This is a genomic window from Mesorhizobium sp. LNHC232B00 (genome assembly GCF_000502435.1).
GTDB classification, from domain to species: Bacteria; Pseudomonadota; Alphaproteobacteria; order Rhizobiales; family Rhizobiaceae; genus Mesorhizobium; species Mesorhizobium opportunistum.
The window spans coordinates 196833-220417 of record NZ_AYWP01000010.1 but is presented as its reverse complement, the minus strand read 5'-3'; the positions used below and the strand labels follow the sequence as shown (position 1 = coordinate 220417).

Annotated in this window: 23 protein-coding genes; 7 read left to right on the top strand and 16 right to left on the bottom strand. The window is 64.9% G+C overall.

The genetic code is table 11. The features are described from left to right. Positions 1 to 25 precede the first annotated feature (25 nt). Positions 26 to 685, top strand: coding sequence for a GntR family transcriptional regulator (locus tag X743_RS153730; protein WP_023766088.1), 660 nt, complete (start codon positions 26 to 28; stop codon positions 683 to 685). Between the two features lie 14 nt (positions 686 to 699). On the opposite strand, the gene X743_RS153735 is transcribed toward X743_RS153730, so the two are convergent. After that, the gene (locus tag X743_RS153735) at positions 700 to 996 is read right to left on the bottom strand and encodes a hypothetical protein (RefSeq protein ID WP_023766087.1); all 297 of its coding nucleotides are present in this window, start codon (positions 994 to 996) and stop codon (positions 700 to 702) included. A gap of 284 nt (positions 997 to 1280) precedes the next feature. Then, the gene (locus X743_RS153740; protein ID WP_023766086.1) at positions 1281 to 2777 is read right to left on the bottom strand and encodes a CoA-acylating methylmalonate-semialdehyde dehydrogenase; all 1497 of its coding nucleotides are present in this window, start codon (positions 2775 to 2777) and stop codon (positions 1281 to 1283) included. Between the two features lie 375 nt (positions 2778 to 3152). On the opposite strand from X743_RS153740, the gene X743_RS153745 reads away from it, so the two are divergent. Continuing rightward, on the top strand, positions 3153 to 4034 hold the full coding sequence (locus X743_RS153745; RefSeq protein ID WP_023766085.1) for a LysR family transcriptional regulator: 882 nt from the start codon (positions 3153 to 3155) through the stop codon (positions 4032 to 4034). 30 nt (positions 4035 to 4064) lie between these two features. Here the strand turns inward: X743_RS153745 and X743_RS0136040 are convergent, their stop codons facing one another. Next, complete coding sequence (locus X743_RS0136040) at positions 4065 to 4634, bottom strand: hypothetical protein (RefSeq protein ID WP_031257766.1); 570 nt, start codon at positions 4632 to 4634, stop codon at positions 4065 to 4067. Between the two features lie 191 nt (positions 4635 to 4825). Between X743_RS0136040 and X743_RS153750 the strand changes: the two genes are divergently transcribed. The 3 genes from X743_RS153750 to X743_RS1000000173310 are packed head-to-tail and all read left to right on the top strand — an operon-like array spanning position 4826 to position 7427. Then, positions 4826 to 5269, top strand: a complete 444-nt coding sequence (locus X743_RS153750; RefSeq protein WP_023766083.1) for a hypothetical protein — start codon at positions 4826 to 4828, stop codon at positions 5267 to 5269. Continuing rightward, positions 5266 to 6999 (top strand): phosphatidylserine/phosphatidylglycerophosphate/cardiolipin synthase family protein, encoded by a 1734-nt coding sequence (locus X743_RS01000000168980; protein ID WP_245264225.1) that lies wholly within the window; start codon positions 5266 to 5268, stop codon positions 6997 to 6999. The genes X743_RS153750 and X743_RS01000000168980 overlap by 4 nt, the downstream gene beginning before the upstream one ends. Next, positions 6969 to 7427, top strand: coding sequence for a phosphatidylserine/phosphatidylglycerophosphate/cardiolipin synthase family protein (locus tag X743_RS1000000173310; protein ID WP_348625900.1), 459 nt, complete (start codon positions 6969 to 6971; stop codon positions 7425 to 7427). Before X743_RS01000000168980 ends, X743_RS1000000173310 begins: the two co-directional genes overlap by 31 nt. Before the next feature lie 11 nt (positions 7428 to 7438). Here the strand turns inward: X743_RS1000000173310 and X743_RS153755 are convergent, their stop codons facing one another. From X743_RS153755 to rsfS, 8 genes are all read right to left on the bottom strand, one after another. Beyond that, complete coding sequence (locus X743_RS153755; RefSeq protein ID WP_023766082.1) at positions 7439 to 8695, bottom strand: D-amino acid dehydrogenase; 1257 nt, start codon at positions 8693 to 8695, stop codon at positions 7439 to 7441. Positions 8696 to 8787: 92 nt separating this feature from the next. Continuing rightward, positions 8788 to 9927 (bottom strand): alanine racemase, encoded by a 1140-nt coding sequence (gene alr, locus X743_RS153760; protein ID WP_023766081.1) that lies wholly within the window; start codon positions 9925 to 9927, stop codon positions 8788 to 8790. Positions 9928 to 10004: 77 nt separating this feature from the next. Then, positions 10005 to 10520 carry an RNA pyrophosphohydrolase gene (locus X743_RS153765; protein ID WP_023766080.1) on the bottom strand — a complete coding sequence of 172 codons (516 nt, stop codon included), beginning with the start codon at positions 10518 to 10520 and terminating at the stop codon, positions 10005 to 10007. Between the two features lie 50 nt (positions 10521 to 10570). Further along, positions 10571 to 11752 carry a divergent polysaccharide deacetylase family protein gene (locus X743_RS153770; RefSeq protein ID WP_023766079.1) on the bottom strand — a complete coding sequence of 394 codons (1182 nt, stop codon included), beginning with the start codon at positions 11750 to 11752 and terminating at the stop codon, positions 10571 to 10573. A gap of 194 nt (positions 11753 to 11946) precedes the next feature. After that, positions 11947 to 13278 (bottom strand): S41 family peptidase, encoded by a 1332-nt coding sequence (locus X743_RS153775; protein ID WP_010912108.1) that lies wholly within the window; start codon positions 13276 to 13278, stop codon positions 11947 to 11949. 1 nt (position 13279) lies between these two features. Next, entirely contained in the window at positions 13280 to 14635 is a 1356-nt protein-coding gene (locus X743_RS153780; protein WP_023766078.1) for a murein hydrolase activator EnvC, read from the bottom strand. A 168-nt stretch (positions 14636 to 14803) separates the two neighbouring features. Then, positions 14804 to 15286: a 23S rRNA (pseudouridine(1915)-N(3))-methyltransferase RlmH gene (gene rlmH, locus X743_RS153785; RefSeq protein WP_023766076.1), complete on the bottom strand. Its 483-nt coding sequence runs from the start codon at positions 15284 to 15286 to the stop codon at positions 14804 to 14806. Between the two features lie 70 nt (positions 15287 to 15356). Next, a complete protein-coding gene (gene rsfS / locus X743_RS153790; RefSeq protein WP_023766075.1) occupies positions 15357 to 15734 on the bottom strand; it encodes a ribosome silencing factor in 378 nt (125 codons plus the stop codon). A 241-nt stretch (positions 15735 to 15975) separates the two neighbouring features. On the opposite strand from rsfS, the gene X743_RS153795 reads away from it, so the two are divergent. Continuing rightward, positions 15976 to 16827: a mechanosensitive ion channel domain-containing protein gene (locus tag X743_RS153795; protein WP_023766074.1), complete on the top strand. Its 852-nt coding sequence runs from the start codon at positions 15976 to 15978 to the stop codon at positions 16825 to 16827. On the opposite strand, the gene X743_RS153800 is transcribed toward X743_RS153795, so the two are convergent. From X743_RS153800 to obgE, 5 genes are all read right to left on the bottom strand, one after another. After that, the gene (locus X743_RS153800) at positions 16828 to 18126 is read right to left on the bottom strand and encodes an MFS transporter (protein WP_023766073.1); all 1299 of its coding nucleotides are present in this window, start codon (positions 18124 to 18126) and stop codon (positions 16828 to 16830) included. Positions 18127 to 18231: 105 nt separating this feature from the next. Then, positions 18232 to 18819, bottom strand: coding sequence for a nicotinate-nucleotide adenylyltransferase (locus X743_RS153805; RefSeq protein ID WP_031257765.1), 588 nt, complete (start codon positions 18817 to 18819; stop codon positions 18232 to 18234). A gap of 250 nt (positions 18820 to 19069) precedes the next feature. Next, on the bottom strand, positions 19070 to 20362 hold the full coding sequence (locus X743_RS153810; RefSeq protein ID WP_023766071.1) for a glutamate-5-semialdehyde dehydrogenase: 1293 nt from the start codon (positions 20360 to 20362) through the stop codon (positions 19070 to 19072). Between the two features lie 3 nt (positions 20363 to 20365). Further along, the gene (gene proB, locus X743_RS153815) at positions 20366 to 21502 is read right to left on the bottom strand and encodes a glutamate 5-kinase (protein WP_023766070.1); all 1137 of its coding nucleotides are present in this window, start codon (positions 21500 to 21502) and stop codon (positions 20366 to 20368) included. 3 nt (positions 21503 to 21505) lie between these two features. Beyond that, positions 21506 to 22537: a GTPase ObgE gene (obgE, locus tag X743_RS153820; protein WP_023766069.1), complete on the bottom strand. Its 1032-nt coding sequence runs from the start codon at positions 22535 to 22537 to the stop codon at positions 21506 to 21508. 130 nt (positions 22538 to 22667) lie between these two features. Here obgE and X743_RS153825 point away from each other — a divergent pair, with 130 nt between their 5' ends. Then, positions 22668 to 23531: an endonuclease/exonuclease/phosphatase family protein gene (locus X743_RS153825; protein WP_023766068.1), complete on the top strand. Its 864-nt coding sequence runs from the start codon at positions 22668 to 22670 to the stop codon at positions 23529 to 23531. Positions 23532 to 23585 lie beyond the last annotated feature (54 nt).

Here is a 23585-nt window from a genome sequence, read left to right as displayed (position 1 = left end):
TTCTGGATATATCAGGAGACAGCCTTTGATATCCAAGGAAGCAAGCGCTTTGTCGGAGCCGGCCGCGATCCGGGCCTATCGCGTGCTCGAGCACATGATCGTCACGCTCGAACTGGCGCCGGCGAGCTTCGTCACGGAGGGCGCGCTGATCGATAGGCTGGCGCTCGGCCGCACCCCGGTGCGCGAGGCGATCCAGCGGCTGGCCTGGGAAGGGCTGCTCGACGTGCGTCCGCGTGCCGGCATCGCGATCGCGCCGCTGCACCCCGGCGACTGGCTGCGCGTGCTTGACGCCCGGCGCGGCGTCGAGGTGGTGCTGGCCCGCTCGGCCGCACGCTTCGTCACCCGCGAGGCCGCCGATCTGTTTCACGAGGCAGCCCTTGCCATGCAGAAGGCGGTCATCTCAGGCAACGTGCTCGCCTTCATCCAGGCCGATAAGGCGCTCGACGAAGCGCTGGCGATGGCCGCCGACAACCCCTTTGCCGCGCGGCTGGCCGCCCCTTTGCAGACCCACAGCCGCCGCTTCTGGTTCCGCTACAAGGCCGACACCGGCCTCGCCGAATCGGCCGAGCACCACGTTGCCCTGATCCGCTCTATCCTTGACGGAGACGAAGAGGCCGCGGCCAAGGACGCCAAGCGGCTGATGGCGCTGCTGCGCGGCCATGCCGAGGCGGCAGCGACGCGCTGAGCCTGCTTGTCAATTCAGGCGCCGGGCATCCCCGCCATCACGGCACCGTCCCAACCTTCGCCCGCCGTGATGACGCAGCTCTGGCCATGGATGTCGGTGGCCAGGATGGTCCAGGTGCCCTGGTCGGACACGAAGATCTCGAGTATCACGCTCGGGTTGACCAGGCCGTGCGCCGCCTGGCTTTCGTGGAACTTCTCACCGAGCGCCTTGACCATGTCCGTACGCGCCGCGCATTGCGGTGCTGCCGATGCCTGGGCGGCGAAAAACGCGGAAGCCGCCGCCAGAGATATCGTTGCCATAAGACGTGCCATCTGACACCTCCCTGCGCCAAACGATTGCCCCCGAAGCTGTCGCCAGCGCCGTTGGTTGATCTGCCGCGCCTCCAGGCCTCCAGGCGGCAGGACTGCAACCTAAGACGGCAACGCGCCCCAGGTTCCATCACATTAGCGTTCACGTGGATACCGACCGCGACCGGACAGCAAAAAGGCTCGGGTTCTGAGCCCGAGCCTTTGATGTCAGCCTTCAAAGCAATGAAGAGACGCCGCCCGCGCGCCCGCAGCCGAAGGCGAGGACGCGCAAGCAGCAAAGCGTCCGGCTAGTTCATCGTCGGGATGACGAACTCGGCGCCGTCCTTGATGCCGGACGGCCAGCGCGAGGTCACCGTCTTGGTCTTGGTGTAGAAGCGGAAAGCGTCCGGACCGTGCTGGTTGAGATCGCCGAAGGACGACGCCTTCCAGCCGCCGAACGTGTAGTAAGCGATCGGCACCGGGATCGGCACGTTGACGCCGACCATGCCGACCTGGACACGGCTAGCGAAGTCGCGCGCGGCGTCGCCGTCACGGGTGAAGATGGCGACGCCATTGCCCATCTCATGGTCGTTGGCGAGCTTGATCGCGCTCTCATAGGTCGGCGCGCGCACCACCGAGAGCACCGGCCCGAAAATCTCTTCCTTGTAGATACTCATGTCGGCCGTGACATTGTCGAACAGGCAGCCGCCCATGTAGTAGCCGTTCTCATAGCCCTGCATCGAGAAGCCGCGGCCGTCGACGACCAGCTTGGCGCCTTCCTTGACGCCGGTGTCGACATAGCCTTTCACCCGCTCCAGCGCCTGGCGCGTCACCAGCGGGCCGAAATCGGCGGCCGAATCCGTCGATGGGCCGACCTTCAGGCTCTCGACGCGCGGAACGAGCTTTTCCATCAGCCGGTTGGCGGTGTCGTTGCCGACCGGGACAGCAACCGAGATCGCCATGCAGCGCTCGCCCGCCGAGCCGTAGCCGGCGCCGATCAGCGCATCGACGGTCTGGTCCATGTCGGCGTCGGGCATGATGATCATGTGGTTCTTGGCGCCGCCGAAGCACTGCACGCGCTTGCCGGCGGCAGTGCCGCGCGAATAGATGTAATGCGCGATCGGCGTCGAGCCGACAAAGCCGATGGCCTTGATGTCGGGATCGTCGAGGATGGCGTCGACGACTTCCTTGTCGCCATTGACGACGTTGAGGATGCCCGCCGGCAGGCCGGCCTCGAGGAACAGCTCGGCGATGCGGATCGGCACGCCCGGGTCACGCTCGGAAGGCTTCAGGATGAAAGCGTTGCCGCAGGCGATCGCCGGGGCGATCTTCCATAGCGGGATCATCGCCGGGAAGTTGAACGGCGTGATGCCGGCGACGACACCGAGCGGCTGGCGCATCGAATAGACGTCGATGCCGGGGCCGGCGCCGTCGGTGAACTCGCCCTTCATCATGTGCGGAGCACCGATGCAGACCTCGACCACTTCGAGGCCGCGCTGGATGTCGCCCTTGGCGTCGGCGATGGTCTTGCCATGCTCGCGCGCCAGGATGTCGGCCAGCTCGTCATAGTCGCGGGCGACCAGTTCGAGGAATTTCATAAGCACGCGCACGCGGCGCTGCGGATTGGTGGCGGCCCATTTCGGCTGTGCGGCCTTGGCGTTCTCGACCGCCGCGCGCAATTCCGCCTGCGAAGCCAGCGCCACCGTACCGCGCACGGTGCCGTCCATCGGCTGCATGACGTCCTGCTTGCGGCCGCTGGTGCCGGCGACATGCTTACCGCCAATGAAGTGACCGTATTCGATCATGATGTCTCTCCCTTTGTTTGTGATGGAGCATTGTCCGCCTTCGGCCGGCGAATGGCAACGCGAGCGAGAACGCAACCGTTGTGCGAAAAATAGATAACGGTTGACGGGAGAGCATCAATTCTCGCAAATGATGGGGCGTCTTACACCAGGAATGATCAACGTTGAGTTCCTTAGCGCCCCCCTCTGTCCTGCCGGACATCTCCCCCTCTAGGGGGGAGATTGCGCTGTCATATTCGCCTTCGCCAATCATGGGGGCTGTCAAGGAGGGACTGTCGGCGACGCTGCCAATCTCCCCTCTAGAGGGGGAGATGTCCGGCAGGACAGAGGGGGGCGCCACAGAACGCTACGCTGACCATTGTCATTCGGACCACTCTCATGAACTGGGATGACGTCCGTATCTTCCTCGCCGTGGCCCGCGCTGGGCAGATCCTCGGCGCCGCCAAACGGCTGGAACTCAACCACGCCACCGTCTCGCGCCGCATCGCGGCCCTCGAGGAGGCGCTGCGCACGAAACTCTTTCGCCGGCTGACCACCGGCAGCGAGCTGACGCCCGCGGGCGAGCGTTTTCTCGACATTGCCGAGCGCATGGAGGGCGACATGATCGCCGCGCGCTCGACCATATCGGGCGAAGGCGACGACGTCTCCGGCACGGTCCGCATCGGTGCTCCCGACGGGTTTGGCGTCGCCTTCCTGGCCAAGCGCCTCGGCGAACTGACCGCGCTGCACCGCGAATTGACGATCCAGCTCGTGCCGGTGCCGCGCTCCTTCTCGCTCTCCCGGCGCGAAGCCGACATCGCCATCACCGTCGAGCGGCCGACCGAAGGTCGGTTGGTGGCAGGAAAGCTGGTCGATTATTCGCTCGGCCTGTTTGCGTCGCGTGCCTATGCCGATGCCAATGGTCTGCCCAAGACAGCCGCCGAACTCGGCCAGCACACCTTGATCGGCTATGTACCCGATCTCATCGTCAGCCCCTCGCTTGATTATGCCGCCGAGTTCAGCGCGGACTGGCGCACCAGCTTCGCCATTTCCTCCGCACTCGGCCAGGCCGAAGCCGTAAGGTCTGGCGCCGGCATCGGCATCCTGCACACCTTTGTCGCCCGCTCGATGCCGGAACTGATGGCCGTCGATGTGGTGGCACCCATCCGCCGCGCCTACTGGCTGGTCTATCACGAATCGGTCAGGCCGCTGCGCCGCATTCAGATCGTCGCCAGCTTCATCACCAAGGCGGTGGAGCGGGAGCGGGGCCTTTTCACCTGATTTCACCAACCGGCGAAGGCAATGCGCCATTCAAGGCGGGTAGAGAACGAAGGAATTCACCACGCGCTCAACCTCGTCCGCCAACGGTGCCCATCGCTGCGCCACCTCCTCGGCGCTCTCGGCCATCAACGAACAGTTGACATAACCATAGCGCGCACCCCGAACTGAAAACGCAAACCTGGAATGGCCGTGCAGAATGTTATTCTCGTTCCTAACCGTGAAGTCCAGATCGGCAAGGCGCACAGGATAGCCGTCCGGAAACCTTGCCAGCTTGTCATTGCTGAAATCGGCTGTGTTGAACGGTTCGCCCATCATCCTCTGCCAAATGCCCATCGGCCAGTCCTCGATGAACTTGCGCGGATCGGGCGGCGAACCGGTTGGATTGTAAAGCGAGCCCGACACCATGCAGGAAAGGCCCTCATTTTCTGTGGAATCAACAGCCAGCAACATCGCTTCGCCAGAAGGCGGCTCACTGGTCCATTCTTCGGGAAAGGTCAGCGAGATCCAGTTATTTCGGTCATGGACGGTATTGTCGGCGGCATTCGCCCCCGCGACGCCAGACAGAAATCCAACAAACGTAACGATAAGGCAACGCTGCATCACTGGTGCTTACACTCCGGGTGCCCGAGTGAGTATTATCAGGCAGATCAAGCATTGCAATACATGACCGAGGCTGTCGGCGCCGCCTTGCGCTTGCCACAAAACCAGCCAGTGTGGCATCAGGCATGCGGCCACCGGCTATGAGCGGGGCCGCCGGGTGGGGAAATCGTCAGAAAGCTGGCGCGGAAAAAATGCGAGCCGTTCTTGCCATCCTGCCGCTGCTTTTCGTCTCGGCCTGCGCCAACCCATGGACAAAAGTACCGGAGGCCGAATTGCCCAAGCCCATCCGTTACGCCATGGCGCGCCCCTCGCCCTTCGTCATCGGCAATTACTGCGGCCCAGGCACCCGCACCGGGGATCTCTCGGCCCGGCCGGTCGACCGCCTCGACGCGGTTTGCCAGGCCCATGACGCCTGCTACATCGCCCGTCACAACCATTGCGACTGCGATGGCGCTCTTGTCGCTTCGGCCAGGGCGATCCGCGATGACAAGACGGCGCCCCGCAAGATGCGCAGCGAAGCGGAATTGCTGATCGCCACCTTTGCCATTCCGATCTGCACGGTTTTTCCGCAAGGCTTCATGCCACCGCGAGACCCGGCGCAGTTGAGTGCCCTGAAGGCCGGAGCAACGGATTGAACGGCCGTGCATCGATCATCCTGGCCGTGTTCGGGCTGGCGCTCACTGCCCTTGCCGGCTGTGCGGGCCCAGGCCGGAACGCCTGCGAGTTCCTGCCGGGACAGGCAGCCTGCACCCGCCCCGCGCTGTCGGTCGGCACGCCCGGGCCTCAGGTCGCCGCGGCGCAATTCTTCGGAGACGCCGGCACCAGCGACTATGAAAGAAGGTTCCTGGAGCTGCTTGCCCACAACCAGCTCGGCGCCATGGATCGCGCCAACGGCACCGGACCGTTCGGGCGAAACCGCCGCGACGTCCAGAACCGCGACTTCCAGGCGACCTACACGACGCTGCAGCAACTGGCCGGACCCGTGGCCAAGCCGCGTCTGCCGCCGTCCGGCGGCGACGTCGGCGAGGGCCGTTTCGACGGACGCTGGCGGGTGTCGCGGCAGACGCTCTACATCGACGCTGCGGCACGACCCTCGGCGCCCAAGATTTTCGATTTCTCCGGCCTGCAGGCACGCAGCGTCGAGATCGTCGTGCGCCAGGCCGGCAAGCAGCCCGCCGACATCGAAGGGTCTTGCGACGGCGCGCTGGTCATTCGTGCCGGCGGCGGCTCACGCACCATCGCCGCGGGCGCCGCATTCCGCTTTCGTCTGTCCGGCGCGGACGACACGGCCAGCCTGTTTCCAAGTGACAGCCTGAACGGCTGCAACGCGACGATTCGCTCCAGCCTTGCTCGGGCAGGCGCACCGCTCGCCATGCGGCGCGAAGAGGCCGCCGATCCAGGGCTTGCCGCCTTCGACAGCCGCTACCAGCGCTGCCCCGTTCCCGACGATGCCAGCCTAGACGCGCTTGAGCGCGTCTTCTACGCCAGCCGCTGGCTGTCGCAGACCTGCGCCGTGCCGATCGGCCACCCGCGCCTGCTGCGCAAATCGCGTGACGGCTTCAACGCCAAGGTCGAGGCGCTGATGGGCACGCCGCTGTCGGACGCGGCCATCGACAAGGGTGACCCGGAACTGCCGCTCGATTTCTCCAGGGCGCCAAGGCTGAAGCTGATCTATCTCTCATCGCTCGAGTTCAAGGCGGATTTTTCCGGCCGCATCATCGAAAGGCTGATCCGCCACCATGCAGCGCTTGGCACCAAGGTGCGCATCATGGTCACCGATGTGCTGGAACGCGAGAAGGACGACGCCATGCTGCACCGGCTGGCGGCCGAGTTCCCCAATGTCGAGTTGCAGGAATATCGCTGGCAGGCGGACCATGGCGCACCGATCGACGAGCAGATTTCACAATTGCACAAGGTCCATCACGTCAAGATGCTGGCGGCGCTGGCGCTCGATCCCGCGCGTTCGCGCGTCATCATCGGCGGCCGCAACATCCATGACGGTTTCCTGTTCCACCAGCCGATCGATCTGTCGCGCCATCCGGACCTCGAGCAATACGGCAAGACCGACGGGTTTTCGCTGAACTACTACTCGAATTGGAGCGACTTCGACATCGAGTTCGCCGACCCGACAATTGTCGACACACTCGCCACGCATCTGTCGACGATATGGTTGCGCGACGCCGACACCAACCTGGCGCGCCCCTTCTCTATCCCGGTCCGTTCCAAGGGTGGCCGCCTCTCAGGCAATGCCCGGCATTTCATTTCGGTGCCCTATGAGGACAGCCATGCGCTGGAGGATTATTTCGTCGAACTGGTCGATGCCGCCAGCATCATATCCAGATCGTCAATCCCTACCTCAACCTGACGCCGAGCCTCGCGCGAGCCTTCGACCGGGCGCTGGCGCGCGGGGTCAAGATCGATATCGTCGGCCGCATCGATCTCAAGGGCGATATCGGCGGCAAGTTCCTCACCGCGCTCAACAAGCTGTTCGTCGAAGAATATGGCGACCGCATCAACATCCGCGAATTCAAGGCGCCCGATGTGGTGCTGCACTCCAAGATCATGATGATCGACGAGAGGCTGGTGGCCATCTCCTCGGTCAACCTCAACAACCGCAGCTTCTTCCATGACTCGGAGAACGGCATGGTGGTGCTCGACCCCGCCTTCTACGTCAGGATGAAGCCGGTCTATGATGATTACCTCGCCCATTCCAACCCGGTCGCCGCCAATGTGACGATCCCGTGGGCCTACCGGCTGCTGTTCGACGACGTATGGGTCAGGCAGGCGTTCTGAATTGGCGGCCGCTATTTGAGATAGCGCTCCTGCGCCAGGGCGCGGACATCGATATCAGGCACCCGGCTCGAGATGATGTCGGCCAGCACCTTGGCCGAACCGCAGGCCATGGTCCAGCCGAGCGTGCCGTGGCCGGTGTTGAGATAAAGGTTGGACAGCTCGGTGCGGCCGATCAGCGGCGGCCCGTCCGGCGTCATTGGCCGCAGCCCGCACCAGAACGTCGCCTCGCGCATGGCGCCGGCACCGGGAAAGAGATCGCCGACCGAGTGTTCGAGCGTGCGCCGCCGCGATTCGTGCAGCCTCAGGTCGAAGCCGGAAATCTCGGCCGTGCCGCCGACGCGGATGCGGTCGCCGAGCCGCGTGATCGCCACCTTGTAGGTCTCGTCCATGACGGTCGATACCGGCGCCAGTGCGGCATCCTTGATCGGCACGGTGATCGAATAGCCTTTGACGGGATAGACCGGGATCGGCCGCTTCATCCGGCGCATGAACCCCGCCGAATAGCTGCCCATCGCCATGACATAGGCGTCGGCCGCCTTGAAACCCTTGCTGGTGCTGAGATTGGCAACGCGGTTGCGGCTGCGGAGGACGCGCCAGATCGTCATGTCGTATTCGAACTTCACGCCCCGCGCCACGCAGAGCTCGGCCAATTTGTCGGTGAACATCTTGCAGTCACCGGTCTCGTCATGCGGCAGCCTGAGGCCGCCGACGAACTTCTCGCGCACGCTGGCCAAGCCCGGCTCGGCCGCGATGCAGCCGTCTTGGTCGAGGATTTCGTAGGGCACGCCGTATTTCTTCAGCACCTCGACATCGCCTGATGTGCCGTCGAGCTGCTTTTGGGTGCGGAACAGCTGCAGCGTGCCCTGGGTCCGCTCGTCATAGGTGATGCCGGTCGCTTCGCGCAGCGCCTTCAGCGTGTCGCGGCTGTACTCGGCCAGCGGCACCATGCGCGACTTGTTGATCGCGTAGCGCTCGGCCGTGCAGTTCCGCAGCATCTTGACCAGCCAGGTCCACATATGCGGGTCGAAGGCCGGCCGCACGACCAGCGGGCCATGCTTCATCAGCAGCCATTTGATCGCCTTGAGCGGAATGCCGGGCCCGGCCCAGGGCGAGGCATAGCCGGGCGAAATCTCGCCGGCATTGGCGAAGCTGGTTTCCAGCGCCGGGCCTTTCTGGCGATCGACCACCGTCACCTCGTGGCCAGCCTCGGCGAGGTAATACGCCGTGGTCACGCCGATGACGCCACCGCCCAGCACCATGATTTTCATTGCATCACGCTCCACGCCGCCACTAACACCGGGCATGCCATTCCCTGTCTGCCGGATTTTGCCGCGCCCGCCAAGAGGCTAGTCTCGAGGGGCTAGCTATCGACGTATCGGCGGTGAAAGCGCGTGCCTAGGCTGGCCAGGATTTCATATCCGATGGTGCCGGCATGGCCGGCGGCATCGTCGACGCTTTGCGAAGGACCCAGCAACTCGACCAGGTCGCCCTCGCGCAGTTTGCCGGGCGGCAAGGCCGAAATGTCGAGTATGATCGAATCCATCGACACACGCCCGAGGAAAGGCAGACGCACCCCTTCGAACCAGGCCGCCGAGGCCGAGCGGCGCAACCAGCCATCGGCATAGCCGAACGAGATCGTCGCCAGGCTGCGCGGACCTTCGGCGTGGTAGCTGTGGCCGTAGCCGACGCCGGTGCCCTTTTCGATGCCGCGCGTCTGCGCAACCTTGGCTCGCAGCCCCACCACGGGCAGCATCGGGTTGGGCGCGCCAGGCGTCGGGTTGATGCCGTAGAGTGCCGCCCCCGGCCGGGCGAGATCGTAGTGGTAGCGCGGCCCAAGGAAAATGCCGGAGGAATTGGCGAGCGAGGCAGGCGCCTCCGGCAGCAGGGAACGCAGCCGTTCAAACGCCAGCCGCTGCTGCTCGTTGGCCGGATGGCGCGGCTCGTCGGCGCAGGCCAGATGGCTGATCACGTATCTGACGTCGATGCCCGCGAACGCGCCGGTATCCTTTACCACCGCCTCGACCTCGGCAGGCGCCATGCCAAGCCGCGACATGCCGCTGTCGACCTGGATGGCGGCCGGAAGCCGGCGGCCGGCGCCATGCGCCGCCGCGCGCCAGGCCGTCAACTGCGCGCCGCTGTTGATGACCGCGCACAGGCCGGCGGCCACGGCTTCCGGCTCCGAGCCCGGCGGCAGCCCGTTCAGCACGTAGATGTCCGGCCCGGCGCCAATCGCCTTGCGCAGGACGAGACCTTCGGCCAGTAGCGCGACGAAGAAGGTGTCGCAGCCATCCTTCATCAGCGCCGATGCCACCTGCGCCGCACCGAGACCGTAGCCGTCCGCCTTGACCACGCCGGCGCAACGCACGCCGCCCAGTTGCGCTTTCAGCCGCCGATAGTTTTCACGGATCGCGCCGAGATCGATGGTGAGAATGGCTCCCGCCGCCGCTTCGCTTACGGCAGCGGTATCCCCGGGCAACGACCTTCTGGAGGCGTCGTTCATGGCGACCCTTCTCGTGGCGGACATACATCAATAGGACCGCAGGACCCGCGCGGCAACCGCAGCTGCGTCTCGTCCTCCTATGCCACCAGGTGCCGGAACGCCGCCACCACATCCTCATAGACATGGCGCTTGAACGGCACGATCAGGTCGGGCAGATCCTGCATCGGCCGCCATGCCCATTCGTCGAATTCGGCGGTGTGGCCTCCCGGCGGCGGATTGATCTGGATTTCGCTGGTATCGCCATGGAAGCGGAAGGCGAACCATTTCTGCGTCTGGCCGCGATACCGTCCCTTGAAGGCAATGCCGACGAGATGGTCCGGCAGATCATAGTTGATCCAGTCCGGCGCCTCGGCAATGAGCGAGACGCTGCGCATGCCGGTCTCCTCATACAGCTCCCGCTCCGCCGCTTCCAGCGGCTCCTCGCCCTTGTCGATGCCGCCTTGCGGCATCTGCCAGAGCTGCGTGGTGCCGGCAAATTCGCTGTCGGGTTCGGCAATGCGGTGCCCGACCCAGACCAGGCCCTCGGCGTTGAGGATCATCAGCCCGACACACGGGCGATAAGGCAGCGTTTCGCGGTCGATCTTTTTGGCCATCCGACGCTCTCTCCGGTCGTTCCAGTGGGTTCGTTGCGATCAGCGGATCGTCAGCCTTTTTGCGGATCAATGGCCACCGCTGAAATCGGCACGATCTCGATGCCGCGCTTCTTGGCTTCGGCCACCCAGGACGACACCGTGTCGACCGTCAGGTCGAAGGCCGAGCCGATGCCGACGGCAAAGCCCTTGGCCCGCGCTGTCGCTTCCAGGCTGTCGAGCTTCTTCAGGATTTCGCCGCGATCCTGCACGGCATCGATCGCCATGTCGCCGGCAACGAAGGGCACGCCGTCCTTCAGCGCCAGGTCCGGTGCGAGGCTGCGCGCCGACGAGCCGTCGTCGACATAGGCGAGGCCGCGCTTGCCGAGCTCAGCCATAAACGGTCCCATCGCCGTCGCGTCGGCCGAGAAGCGGGCGCCCATATAGTTCATGACGCCGGTGTAGTTCGTGGTCCGCGACAGCGCCCAGTGCAGGCTTTTCAGGTTCTCGTCGGCACTTGCCGCCACGGTCAGCGTGTTGCGGCCCGGATTGACGCTGGGATAGTCGAACGGTTCGAGCGGCACCTGCATGACGATCTCGTGGCCGCCCTGCCTGGCGGCCTGCATCCAGCGGCCGATGCTGTTGCCCTGCGGGGCAAAGCCCAGCGTCACCTCCGGCGGCAGCTTGGCGATCGCCGCCTGGGTGCCGGTCTGTGAAACCGCGAGCCCGCCGATGACGATCGCCACCCGTGCCCCGCGCGCGCCGGACCAGGGCCGCGCATAGACGTCGAATGGCCGCCTTCCATCGGCGGCGCGCATCGGCAAGGGCCCGCTATCGCTGGCTTCGATCAGCGCCTTGTCGGGAAGATGTGCGATCTTCAGATTCTGCCCGATGCTCGACGGATCGCGGATGACGATCCCCGCCTTGGGCGGGCCGTCGCCCTCTTCCGTCTGCACATGGATGATCTGCGGGCCGCCTGTCTTGGCTGGCGTCTGCGCCTTCGGGACGGCGGCCGGCGCCAAGGCTGGAGGTGCGGCGGCGGGTTCGGCAGCCGCCGTCACCTTCGGCGTCGAGACGGCAACCTCCTGCGGCTTGCGAAACGGCTTTTCCCTGAGCGCGATCGCACCGGAAACGCCGACCACGCCCAGCACGACAATGGCTGCGGCGACCACGCCCGCGCTGATCTTGCCGGCGGCGCGCGGCGCCCGGACAGTCTGTCCAAGCGGGCGTTCGATGTCCTTGCCGATATCAGCCAAGCCCTGTCCCCGGGGCGCATCGTTCCGAAGGGTAGTCCTTCGAGAAGACCTGCGCGAATTCATCAATCCTGGCGCACCCCTTGGCGCCGCATCTGGAGGCCCCATCTTGCCCCCGAATCAAACTGCCGGAACCCAAGGGTCCCGGCAGCATCGCATTGCTTGGGTCAGGCGGCCAGACCTGGCCGGCCAAACCACTACTGGTTGAGCACGGCCTTTTCCGGATTGGGCGGGAAGGCCGGATCGGTCTTCTGGCCGCGCAGCAGCTGCTCTGCAAAGATGAGCTGCAGGTCGTCCTTCGGATCCGGCGGCACATAGGCGGCCGAGCCCGAACCGGTCTTGCTCTCGTCCGCGCCCTTGATGTGGCCCTTGAGATCGGACTCGCCGCGCGTCAGGTCCCTGCCCTGCAGTTCCGGCGGCAACGGCTGGTCGACCTTGATGTCGGGCGTGATGCCCTTGCCCTGGATCGACTTGCCCGACGGCGTGTAATAAAGCGCCGTCGTCAGCCTGAGCGCCCCATTCTCGCCGAGCGGAATGATGGTCTGCACCGAACCCTTGCCGAAGGACTGCGTGCCCACCACCGTGACGCGGCGCAGGTCCTGCAGCGCGCCGGCGACGATTTCGGAAGCGCTGGCCGAGCCGCCATTGACGAGCACGATCATCGGCTTGCCGTTGATGTCGTCGGTCTGCTTCGGCTTGGCGTCGAAGCGGGTGACGTCCTTCGGATCGCGTCCGCGCGTCGAGACGATCTCGCCGCGCTTGAGGAAGGCGTCGGACACGCTCACCGCCTGGTCGAGCAGGCCGCCCGGATTGAGGCGTAGGTCGAGCACATAGCCCTTGAGCTTATCGTCCGGCACCTGCTTCTTGATGGTGTCGATCGCGTTCTCGAGGTCGTCATAGGTCTTTTCGGTGAAGGAGGTGATCTTCATGTAGCCGATGTCGTTCTCGACCCGGAACTTGACCGCCTTGACCTTGATGATGTCGCGCACCACCGTAAGCTCGATCGGCTTGTCGGCGCCCTGGCGCAGGATGGTGAGCTTGATCGGCGTGTTGACCAGGCCGCGCATCTTGTCGACCGCGTCGTTGAGGGTCAGGCCACGAACCTCTTCGCCGTCGATCTTGGCGATATAGTCGCCGGCCAGCACGCCAGCCTTGGCGGCCGGCGTGTCGTCGATCGGCGTGATCACCTTGACCAGGTCGTTCTCCATGGTGACCTCGATGCCGAGGCCGCCGAACTCACCCTTGGTCTGCACGCGCATGTCCTGCGCCTGTTCGGCGTTCATGTAGGAGGAGTGCGGGTCGAGCGAGGAAAGCATGCCGTTTATGGCGTTCTCGACCAGCGACTTGTCGTCGGGCGGCGTGACGTACTGTGCCCGCACCCGCTCGAAGATGTCGCCGAAGATCGCCAGTTGCTTGTAGGTCTCCGACCCCGCAGCGTTCGCCGACGAGCCAGGAGCGCCGTAAACAAGGCTCATGGCGGACGCGCCCATCAGCGCACCGGCAAACAGAAGCGACAGTTTCCGCATCATTTCACGTCCTTCCAGAAAAACGGTCCGCCCACCATGGGGCCGGATCGACGGGTTTTCCATCCTTACGGAACTCGACATAGAGTTCCGGCGTGGCATTTCCATTCTTCGAAACCGAGGTACTCGCTACCCGGGCTTCTCCCATCGCGCCGACCGGCTCTCCTGCGAGCACCGACTGGCCAGTCACGACGCTGATTCTGCTCATCCCCGCCAGAACGACATGATAACCGTCGCCGGCATTGAGGATCAAGAGTTGACCGTAGGAGCGAAACGGCCCCGCATAAAGCACATTCCCATCCGCCGGAGCGGTGACGATGGCTCCCGATTGTGTCGCAAGCATGTCGCCAAGCATCAAGGCGCCGCTACCGTCATCGGCGCCGAACCGGCGCTTGATTCGGCCGGTGACCGGCAGCGCGATCTGCCCTTGCAGTGCTGAAAAGGGGGCAGTCGCGGTGAGTTGATTGGCTTCGGGGACCGGCAGCGACGCCGTCTTGTCGCCGCCCGTCTGATCGGCGCCCGGCGTGGCCGCCTTTGCGGCATCCGCGGCCTTGCGGGTCTTCTCGGCCTGCGCTTCGAGCGACGCGATCAGATCCTTCAGGCTGCTGGCCCTGGCTGCCAGCGCCTCGGATTTCTGCTGCTCGGCCGCCATCTGCGCCTTTGTGTCGGCCTCGAGCTTCTGCTTGGCCTCGAGCAGCATGCCGAGCCGCTTCTTTTCCGCCGCCTGTTCGCCGACCGCCTCCGTCAGCCGCGCCCGTTCGGCCTCGATCGAGGCCGTCACCCGGGTTTGTTCCCTGAGGTCGGCCAGCAGTGCATCGGTCTGCTGGCGCAATTCCGGCACCACGGCGCCGAGCAGGATGGCGCTGCGCACCGACGACAGCGCGTCCTCCGGCTTGACCAGGATCGCCGGCGGCGGGTTCAGGCCCATGCGCTGCAAGGCACCCAGCACTTCGGCCAGCACATCGCGTCGTGCCATGAGCGAGGCGCGGATCTTCTGCTGCTGGCTCTTCAGCCCCTCCAGCTTGGCGCCGATATCCTCGATGTCCTGGCCGAGCTTCTGCTCGGTCATCGCCGACTGGATCAACGCGGCGGTGATCGAGGCGTGGTCCTTCTTGACCGCGGCGATGTCGGCGGCAAGCTTGGCCAGCCGTTCCGACGACAGCGTTATTTCCTTGGAAACCTGTTCGTATTCGGCGCGGCTCTGGTCCGGATCGGGAGCCATGTCGAGCGTGTTCTCGGCCGGCGCCGCATGGAGCGACAGAAGAATCGCCGCCGCCGCGATGCCGCAGCGCACGCGCCAAGGGCTGCGTGTTGAGGAGCCCCCTGTTGATAGACTCAGTGTCGATTTCCAGCCTTCAGACATTCGCGATCGACTCTATCTGCGGCTTCGTTAACGAACCATCAACCATGTTAACGCGTGTCGCCCAAAGTTGCGCGGTGCTTTTGGAACAACGACATGCACAAGGAAAGCGGTTCCTTCATCGGGATCTTGCGCGGCATTGGGGCGGAATTCGGTGTGGAGCGGCGGCTTTCAGGATCTGTGATAGGGGTGGCCCGACAGGATCGTCGCCACACGGTAGAGCTGTTCCCCCAGCATCACCCGCACCAGCTGATGCGGCCAGGTGAGCGCGCCGAACGACAGCACCAGCTCAGCCTGCTCGCGCAGCGACGCGTCGTGACCATCGGCGCCGCCTATGGCGAGCACCAGCGCCTTGCGCCCGCCATCGCGCAACTGGCCGATGCGATTGGCGAAATCCTGCGAGGAAAGGCTCTTGCCGCGCTCGTCGAGCAGGACCAGCGCCGTGCCCGGCTGCAGTTGCGCCTGCAGCCGGGAAGCTTCGTCGCGCTGGCGCTCGGTGGCGCCCTGCGCACGGCCCTCGGCGATCTCGGTGACGCCGGCGAATTCGAGCCCCACGGCAGGGCCGCTCTTGGCGAAGCGCTCGAAATAGCGCTCGGCCAACTCCCGCTCGGGGCCGGCTTTCATTCGGCCCACGGCATGAACTGAAATCTTCATCCCGCCTCTATAAGCCGCCAATGCATGTCACCCAAAGGAAATCCGGTTCTGGGCGACGACACAGGGCAGCTTAGTGAAGGGTCTCTTCCTCGAGATCCGGCGCCTGCCACATCTTTTCGAGATTGTAGAATTCGCGGACTTCGGGACGGAAGACATGGACGATGATATCGCCCGAATCGATCAGGACCCAGTCGGCGCCGGACAACCCCTCGACGCGCGCGGTGCCGAGGCCGGCATCCTTGAGCGCCTTGAGGAGATGATCGGCGACAGCCGAGACATGACGGTGCGATCGGCCAGACGCGACGACCATGTAGTCGCCGAGGCTCGATTTCCCCTGAATGTCGATTGAGACAATGTTTTCGGCCTTGGAGTCTTCCAGACTGGCAAGGACTGTCTTGATGGCACGGGACACGGCGTCGTCTACGCTGATCCCGGCCGGCGAAGGCACGATATCGGCCCTCTTCCGCAGTGCTGTTCTCAGTGTATTTCCTTTCGCAGCAAGAACAACCAAATCACCCCAAAAGCGGATGACACCACTTAGATAGGCAGAGTTCCGTTGCAGTTTCAAGACGGAGCTCCAATTCACGCGAACTCGCCGGCTGCGCGGTTGTTCCATGCGAGAGGCAAAAAGGTCGGAACCCAGCCTTCCCGCATCGGTTATCGGCTCATCGACCAACCGGAACCCTGCCATGCCGATCGACCCCCACGACACTCTGCTCACCGTCCAGGCCGGCCTTGCGCAACTCAGTACGCTGATCGTCTCCTATTCCTTCTCCGCCATCGGCGCGGTCATCCTTCTGGTTGTCGGCTACATCATCGCCGGCCTCGGCGAGCGCTCGATCTTTGCCGGCCTCGGCCATATTCACGGCTTTGACCAGACGCTGCGGCATTTCCTTTCCAAGATCGTCCGCTACGCCATACTGGTCCTCGTCGTCATCATGGTGCTCGGCCAGTTCGGCGTTCAGACCGCGTCGATCATCGCCGCGCTCGGCGCCATTGGCCTGGCCATAGGCCTGGCGCTGCAAGGCACGCTGCAGAACATCGCCGCCGGCATCATGCTTCTGGCGCTGCGGCCGTTCCGCATCGGCGAATCCGTCGAGGTTGGCTCCATTGCGGGTTCGATCGAGGAAATCGGCCTCTTTGCGACAAAACTCAGGACCGCCGACGGCGTTTATATCCTGGCGCCCAACTCCACGCTGTGGAACCAGCCGGTGCGCAATTTCACCCGCAACGGTGTCCGGCGTGCCGACATCACGCTCAGCATCGGCTCGTGGAACGATATCGATCGGGCCCAGAAGGCATTGCTGGCGATCGCTGCCGCTGAGCGTCGCGTGAAGCGCCAGCCGGCACCGATCGCCTTCGTTGCGGCATTGGGCGACAGCACCGTCTCGATCACCTTGCGCTACTGGACATCGTCAGCGGACTTCTTCGCCACCCAGGCCGATCTCACCAAGCGCGCCAAGCAGGAGTTCGACCAGGAAGGCATATCGATCCCGCTGCCGGCACCGGAAGCACCGGCGCCGGAAGCCCGCCGGCAATAATCAATTGCTTCGAGGTCGGTCCTGTTCGTCCGGCGCATAGGCAAGTTCGACCGGCAGCGGCGCTTGCGCCGTCATCGGCGCGAAGCTGCCGGTCTCGGTGGCCGGCACAGGCCGCGTCGTGAACACGCGCAGCAGCACGAACAGGCAGAAGGCGCAGGCAATGACGATTGCCACATAGATGAAGGCCTGTGTGCCGAAGACGGCCGACAGCGCCGTGACGATGCCCGGCACGATGAAGCCCGACAGCGACCACGCAAACAGGAGCGAGCTGGACAATGCCACCATGTCGTCCTTGCCGGCACGGTCGGCGGCGTGCGCGCTGGCCAGCGAATAGATCGATTCGGAGGCGCCGTCCCACAAGACATATATAACCAGCAGCGCCGCCAGCGCACCGCCGTCGAAACCGAGCGCAAGCATGCCCGCCGCCGCGGCCAGCGCCGACGCCCCGATCAGCACATAGCGGCGGTCGGTACGGTCGGAGATCCAGCCAAGCGGAAGCTGCAGGATCAGCGTGCCAAGCGGCATCACCGAAAGCAAAAGCGCCACATCGGCCTGGCTGTAGCCCTTGGCTGTGGCATGGATCGGCGCGAAGCCGGAAATCGACATCGACAGGCCGCCGACCGCCAGCATGCCGGCAACGCCGACGGGTGAAATCCGCCAGGCCCGGCGCAGCGCCACCGAGGCTGCCTGGGGCGCCGGCGGCTGCGCCAGCCGCGTCATGCCGACCGGCAGGATCGACAGGGCGGTGAAGGCGATGCCGATCAAGGGCGCATCCGCGGCTCTGATGTCGATGAAAGCCAGCGCCGCATAGCCGACACCGAGCCCGGCGACATAGGCGACGTAGAAGAAGGCCATCACCCGGCCGCGTATCGCATTGGCGATGGCATCGTTGAGCCAGCTCTGCGCAACGATGAACAGGCCGCAAATGGCAAAGCCGTAGAGGGCGCGTGCCCCGATCCACGGCAGCGGATGGGGTCCGGCGCCGATGGCGGCGTTGGACAGCGCGATCAGCGCCGACAGCACCATGAAGGCACGGGCATGGCCGACCCTGCGCACCAGCGGCCCGGTCAGGATGCAGCCGGCGAGACCGCCGGCCGACAGGCCGGTGACGATCAGCCCGGCCCAGGTCGGGTCGAAACCTTCGGCACCGAGCCGGACCGGTATGTAAGCGAACATCAGCCCGTTGCCGATGGCAATCAGCGCCATCGAAACGATGACGCTGGCGATCGCGATCAGCGGCGTCGGCGCGCTGCCCTGCTCCGGATCGACTGCGGGTTGGTGCTTCACGAGAGTGGTCATGTTCAGACAAGATCGCCCACTCCACGGCGAAAAGCCCCTGCAAAAGCGACATCGGCGGTCTTCCCTTCTCCCCTTGCGGGAGAAGGGAGGAACCCCGTGGCACCCCTATCCCTTTGCCATCCGGCGGATCGCGCTCGACGACAGCGACGAGCGCGGGCCGTGGATGAAGGTCCAGGCCGGCGCTTTCATGCGCGCAAGCCGCGGCGCATCGCCTTCGTCGACGCGGGCATAGTCGAAGGTCTTGGCGACGACCGACGACAGGAACGACAGCGTCGCCCCCGGTCGGTCGATGACCGCGATCGGGAAGGTCAGCACGATCTCGCGCCAGCGCTGCCAGTGATGGAAATCGCGCAAACTGTCGGCGCCCATGATCCAGACGAAATCGACGCCGGGATTGCGCGCCTTGACCAGCGCCAGCGTGTCGGCGGTGTAGCGCACATGATGCGCCGCCTCGAAGGCGGTGACCTTGATCTTCGGGTTCTTGGCGATCCGCTCCGACAATTGCAGCCGCTCGATCAGCGGCGCCAGTTCGCGCGTGTTCTTCAGCGGATTGCCCGGCGTCACCATCCACCACAGCTGGTCGAGCGCCAGGCGCCTCAGCGCGATCTCGGCGACCAGCGCATGGCCGGCATGCGGCGGATTGAACGAGCCGCCGAACAGACCGACGGCCAGGCCTTTTTCGGCATGCGGCATTTTGAGGTAGGCGGAGGGTGCTGGGGGTGGGGAAGGAGATAGCATCGCGCTAAGCACCCCACTCTGCCCTGCCGGGCATCTCCCCCGCAAGGGGGGAGATCAGCAATTTCGGCGAAGAGGTAAATCTTGCAGCGTTGAAGATTGGCGAAACCCGAAATGCCAGCCAATCTCCCCCCTTGCGGGGGAGATGTCCGGCAGGACAGAGGGGGGTGCCTGGGCGCAACGCTTCACGCTCTAGCAGCAAAAAACGTCACGGCCTCACCTGTCCCGACCCGCGCACGCGGTATTTGAACGATGTCAGCTGTTCGACGCCGACCGGTCCGCGCGCATGCATCTTGCCGGTGGCGATGCCGATCTCGGCGCCCATGCCGAACTCGCCGCCANCGCCATCGGCGAACTGCGTCGAGGCATTGTGCAGCAGGATCGCCGAATCGATCTCGTTGAAGAACCGCTCCACCGCTTTCGCGTCCTCGGCGACGATCGCCTCCGTGTGATGCGAGGAGAAGGTCTCGATATGGTCGATCGCACCGCTGACGCCGTCGACCAGCTTCACCGCGATAATGGCGTCGAGATATTCCGTCACCCAGTCGGCATCAGCAGCCGGCTTGGCGTCGAAAAACAGCTTCAGCACTTCGCCATCGGCATGGATCTCGCAGCCGGCGGCGCGCAGCGCGTCGAGGATCGGCACCAGATGCGTCGACGCCACGGCACGGTCGACCAGCAATGTCTCGGCGGCCCCGCAGACGCCGGTGCGCCGCATCTTGGCGTTGACGGCGATCTTCACCGCCATGTCGAGATCGGCCGATCGGTCGATGTAGAGGTGGCAGATGCCTTCGAGATGGGCAAAGACCGGCACACGCGCCTCGCTCTGCACCCGCCCGACAAGGCTTTTGCCGCCGCGCGGGATGATGACGTCGAGCGTGCCGCCAAGCCCCTTCAGCATCTCGCCGACAGCGGCGCGGTCGGTGGTCGGCACCAGCTGGATGGCATCTTCCGGCAGGCCGGCCTCCTTCAGGCCTTCGACAAGGCAGGCGTGGATCGCGGAAGACGAATTGAGCGAATCCGAGCCGCCGCGCAGGATCACCGGATTGCCGGCCTTGAGGCAGAGCGCGCCGGCATCCGCCGTCACGTTCGGGCGGCTCTCGTAGATGACGCCGACGACGCCGAGCGGCGTACGCACGCGCTCGATCTGCAGGCCGTTCGGCCGCTCCCAGGCGGCGATGACGTCGCCGACGGGATCCTTGAGTTCGGCTATCTCGCGAATCCCTTCGGCCATGGCACGGATACGCACCGGATCGAGCTTCAGCCGATCCATGAAGGAAGCGGAAAGCCCGGACTCATGGCCATTCGAGACATCGATGGCGTTGGCGTCGAGAATCTCCTGCTCGCGGGCGACGATCGCCTTGGCCATTGCGAGGAGGGCGGCATTCTTGGCGGCGGTGGTGGCGATGGCCAGCGGTCGGGCGGCGGCGCGGGAACGGCGGCCGATATCGGCCATCAGCGCCACGGTGTCGTCCCCGGATTTTTCATGCAGTTTCAGCATGGCTCATCCTCCGCTTATGTCGCCTCCGGCGTGATTGACCACCAAATCGTCACGGTGGATCATCGCCGAACGCGCTTCGTAGCCGAGAATGGTTTCGATCTCGGCTGTCTTCAGGCCAGCGATCCTTACGGCATCGGCGGCATCGTAGGCAACCAGTCCGCGCGCGATCTCGCGGCCCTCGGGCGACAGGATCGCCACCGTGTCGCCCCGCGAGAAATTGCCGCTGACCAGCTTGACGCCGGCCGGCAGCAGCGATTTGCCGGACAGTAGCGCGCCGATGGCGCCGGCATCGACCGTCAGCCGGCCGGCCGGCTCGAGCTGGCCGGCGATCCACGTCTTGTAGCCCTTGACCGGATTGGCGCGCGGCCGGAAGAAAGTGGCGCGTTCGCCACGCTCGATCGCCATCAGCGGCGACAGCCGCGTCCCCGATGTGATGATCATCGCCGTGCCGGCGGCCGTGGCGATCTTGCCGGCATCGAGCTTCGTGCGCATGCCGCCGCGCGACAGTTCGGAGGCGGCGGCTCCCGCCATGGCTTCGATATCGGATGTGATGCGGTCGACCACGGGGATGAACTTGGCTTGCGGGTCGCGCGCCGGCGGCGCGGTGTAGAGCCCGTCAATGTCGGAGAGCAGCACCAGGAGGTCGGCGCCCATCATCGTGGCGACGCGCGCCGCCAAACGGTCATTGTCGCCATAGCGGATTTCGGAGGTGGCGACCGTGTCATTCTCGTTGATGACCGGCACCGCCTTCATCTTGAGCAATGTCGAGATCGTCGCCCGGGCGTTGAGATAGCGGCGGCGTTCCTCTGTGTCGCCAAGGGTCAAGAGAATCTGGCCTGACTTCAGGGCGCCCTTGCCGAGCGCATCCGACCAGGCGCCGGCGAGCGCGATCTGTCCGACGGCGGCCGCCGCCTGGCTTTCCTCCAGCTTCAGCGCACGCTTGCCGAGGCCAAGAATGGTGCGGCCAAGCGCGATGGCGCCCGACGACACGACGAGGATTTCCGCACCGCCATTGGCCAGCACCGCGATATCGTCGGCGAGCGAGGCCAGCCAGTCGCGCTTCAGGCCCGCCGCGCGGTCGACGAGCAGCGCCGAGCCGATCTTGACGGTGATGCGCCGGTATTTCCTGAGCGACTGCATGCCTTACTTTTCCCAGCGCGTCTCGACCACGGGAAGAGCTTGCGCGCGAGCTTCGGCAATCACCGTCATCAGGGCGCGCTGCACCGCCTCGACGCCTTCGCCGGTGACGGCGGACAACAGCATCGGCGCGCGGCCGGCGGCGCGCTTCAGCGAAGCGACCTTCTTCTTGCGCTCATCGGCATCAAGCGTATCGACCTGCGAAAGAGCCAGGATCTCGGCCTTCTCGATCAGGCCATGGCCATAGGCATCGAGTTCGGCGCGCACGGTCTTGTAGGCCTTGCCCGGATTTTCTTCCTGCGCCGAGACCAGGTGCAGCAGCACGCGCGTGCGCTCGACATGGCCAAGGAAGCGGTCGCCGATGCCGACGCCTTCATGCGCGCCTTCGATGAGACCGGGAATATCGGCGATGACGAATTCGCGCGCGTCGATGCGGGCGACGCCGAGGCCGGGATGCAGCGTCGTGAATGGATAGTCGGCGATCTTCGGCTTGGCCGCGGTGACGGCGGCCAGAAATGTCGACTTGCCCGCATTGGGCAGCCCGACAAGGCCGGCATCGGCGATCAGCTTCAGCCGCAGCCAGATGTTGAGCTCTTCGCCCGGCAGGCCGGGATTGGCGCGGCGCGGCGCCTGGTTGGTGGAGGTTTTGAAATGCTGGTTGCCGAAGCCGCCATTGCCGCCCTTGGCGAGCAGGAAGCGCTGGCCGACGACGGTCAGGTCGCAGATCAGCGTCTCATTGTCCTCCTCGAACACCTGCGTTCCGGCCGGCACCTTGAGCGTGACGTCGGCGCCCTTGGCCCCCGTCATGTTGCGGCCCATGCCATGGACCCCGGTCTTGGCCTTGAAGTGCTGCTGGTAACGATAGTCGATCAGCGTGTTCAGCCCGTCGACCGCTTCCAGCCAGACATCGCCGCCGCGACCGCCATCGCCGCCGTCCGGCCCACCGAATTCGATGAATTTTTCGCGCCGGAACGACACCGAACCGGCGCCCCCGTCACCGGAGCGGACATAGACCTTGGCTTGATCGAGAAATTTCATGGATCGCAGTTTCTTTATTGGCCTTGCGGCATTGCTCTAAACCTTAGGCCTTGCTCTAAACCAAGGCGCGGCCAAGGGCGAGGCCGTTTTGTGACAATGGCCGCGCGGGGTTGGCCGGAAAGATGTTGGCATGAAGCTGGTAACTTACAACATCCAGTACGGCATCGGTCTTGATGGGCGCTACGATGTCGGGCGCATCGCCGACACCGTGCGCGACGCCGACGTCATCGCGCTGCAGGAGGTCACCCGCAACAATCCGAGGAACGGCGGCCGCGACATGGTCGCCGAGATCGGCGAGGCGCTGCCCGACTACTTTGCCGTCTATGGCAGCAATTTCGAGGCCAATATCGGTTCGCGCGTCGAGGATGGACGCGCCATCACCACGACCTTCCAGCTTGGCAACATGATGCTGTCGAAGACGCCCGTTCATCTGTCGCGCAACCTGCTTCTGCCGCGCAGCCGCAGCTTCGAGATGATGAACTTCCAGCGCGGCGCGCTGGAAGCGCTGATCGAGACGCCGCTCGGTTTCATCCGCTTCTATTCCATCCATCTCGATCACCGCAGCCCGGTCGAACGCGCCAGCCAGATCCAGTTCCTGCGCCAGCGCCTGTTGAACTACGCGCTCGAAGGCGGCGCATTGTCCGGCGTCGCCGAGATCGGCCTGCCGGAACTGCCGCATCCGGAAGCCTTTGTCGGCATGGGCGATTTCAACATGCTGGCCGGCTCGCCCGAATATGTCGAACTCGCCGGCCGCCCGGACCATGAATTCGGCATGCCGCTGACCGCCGACTTTGCCGTCGATGCCGCCGTACGCCTCGATGTGGCCGATCTCGCCACCTGGGTCGATCCCAAACGGCCCGAGGATGCCAGCCGCCACAAGCGCATCGATTACGTCTTCACCAGCGCCTCGCTTGCCCGATCCCTGAAGCGCCTGTGGGTCGACCGCCAAGCGGTCGGCTCGGACCATTTGCCCGTCTGGGCCGAACTGGGCTGACTTAGGCTTCGTTCAAAACCTTTGGTTTGCGGCACGCGCCGAGATGGGGCGAGA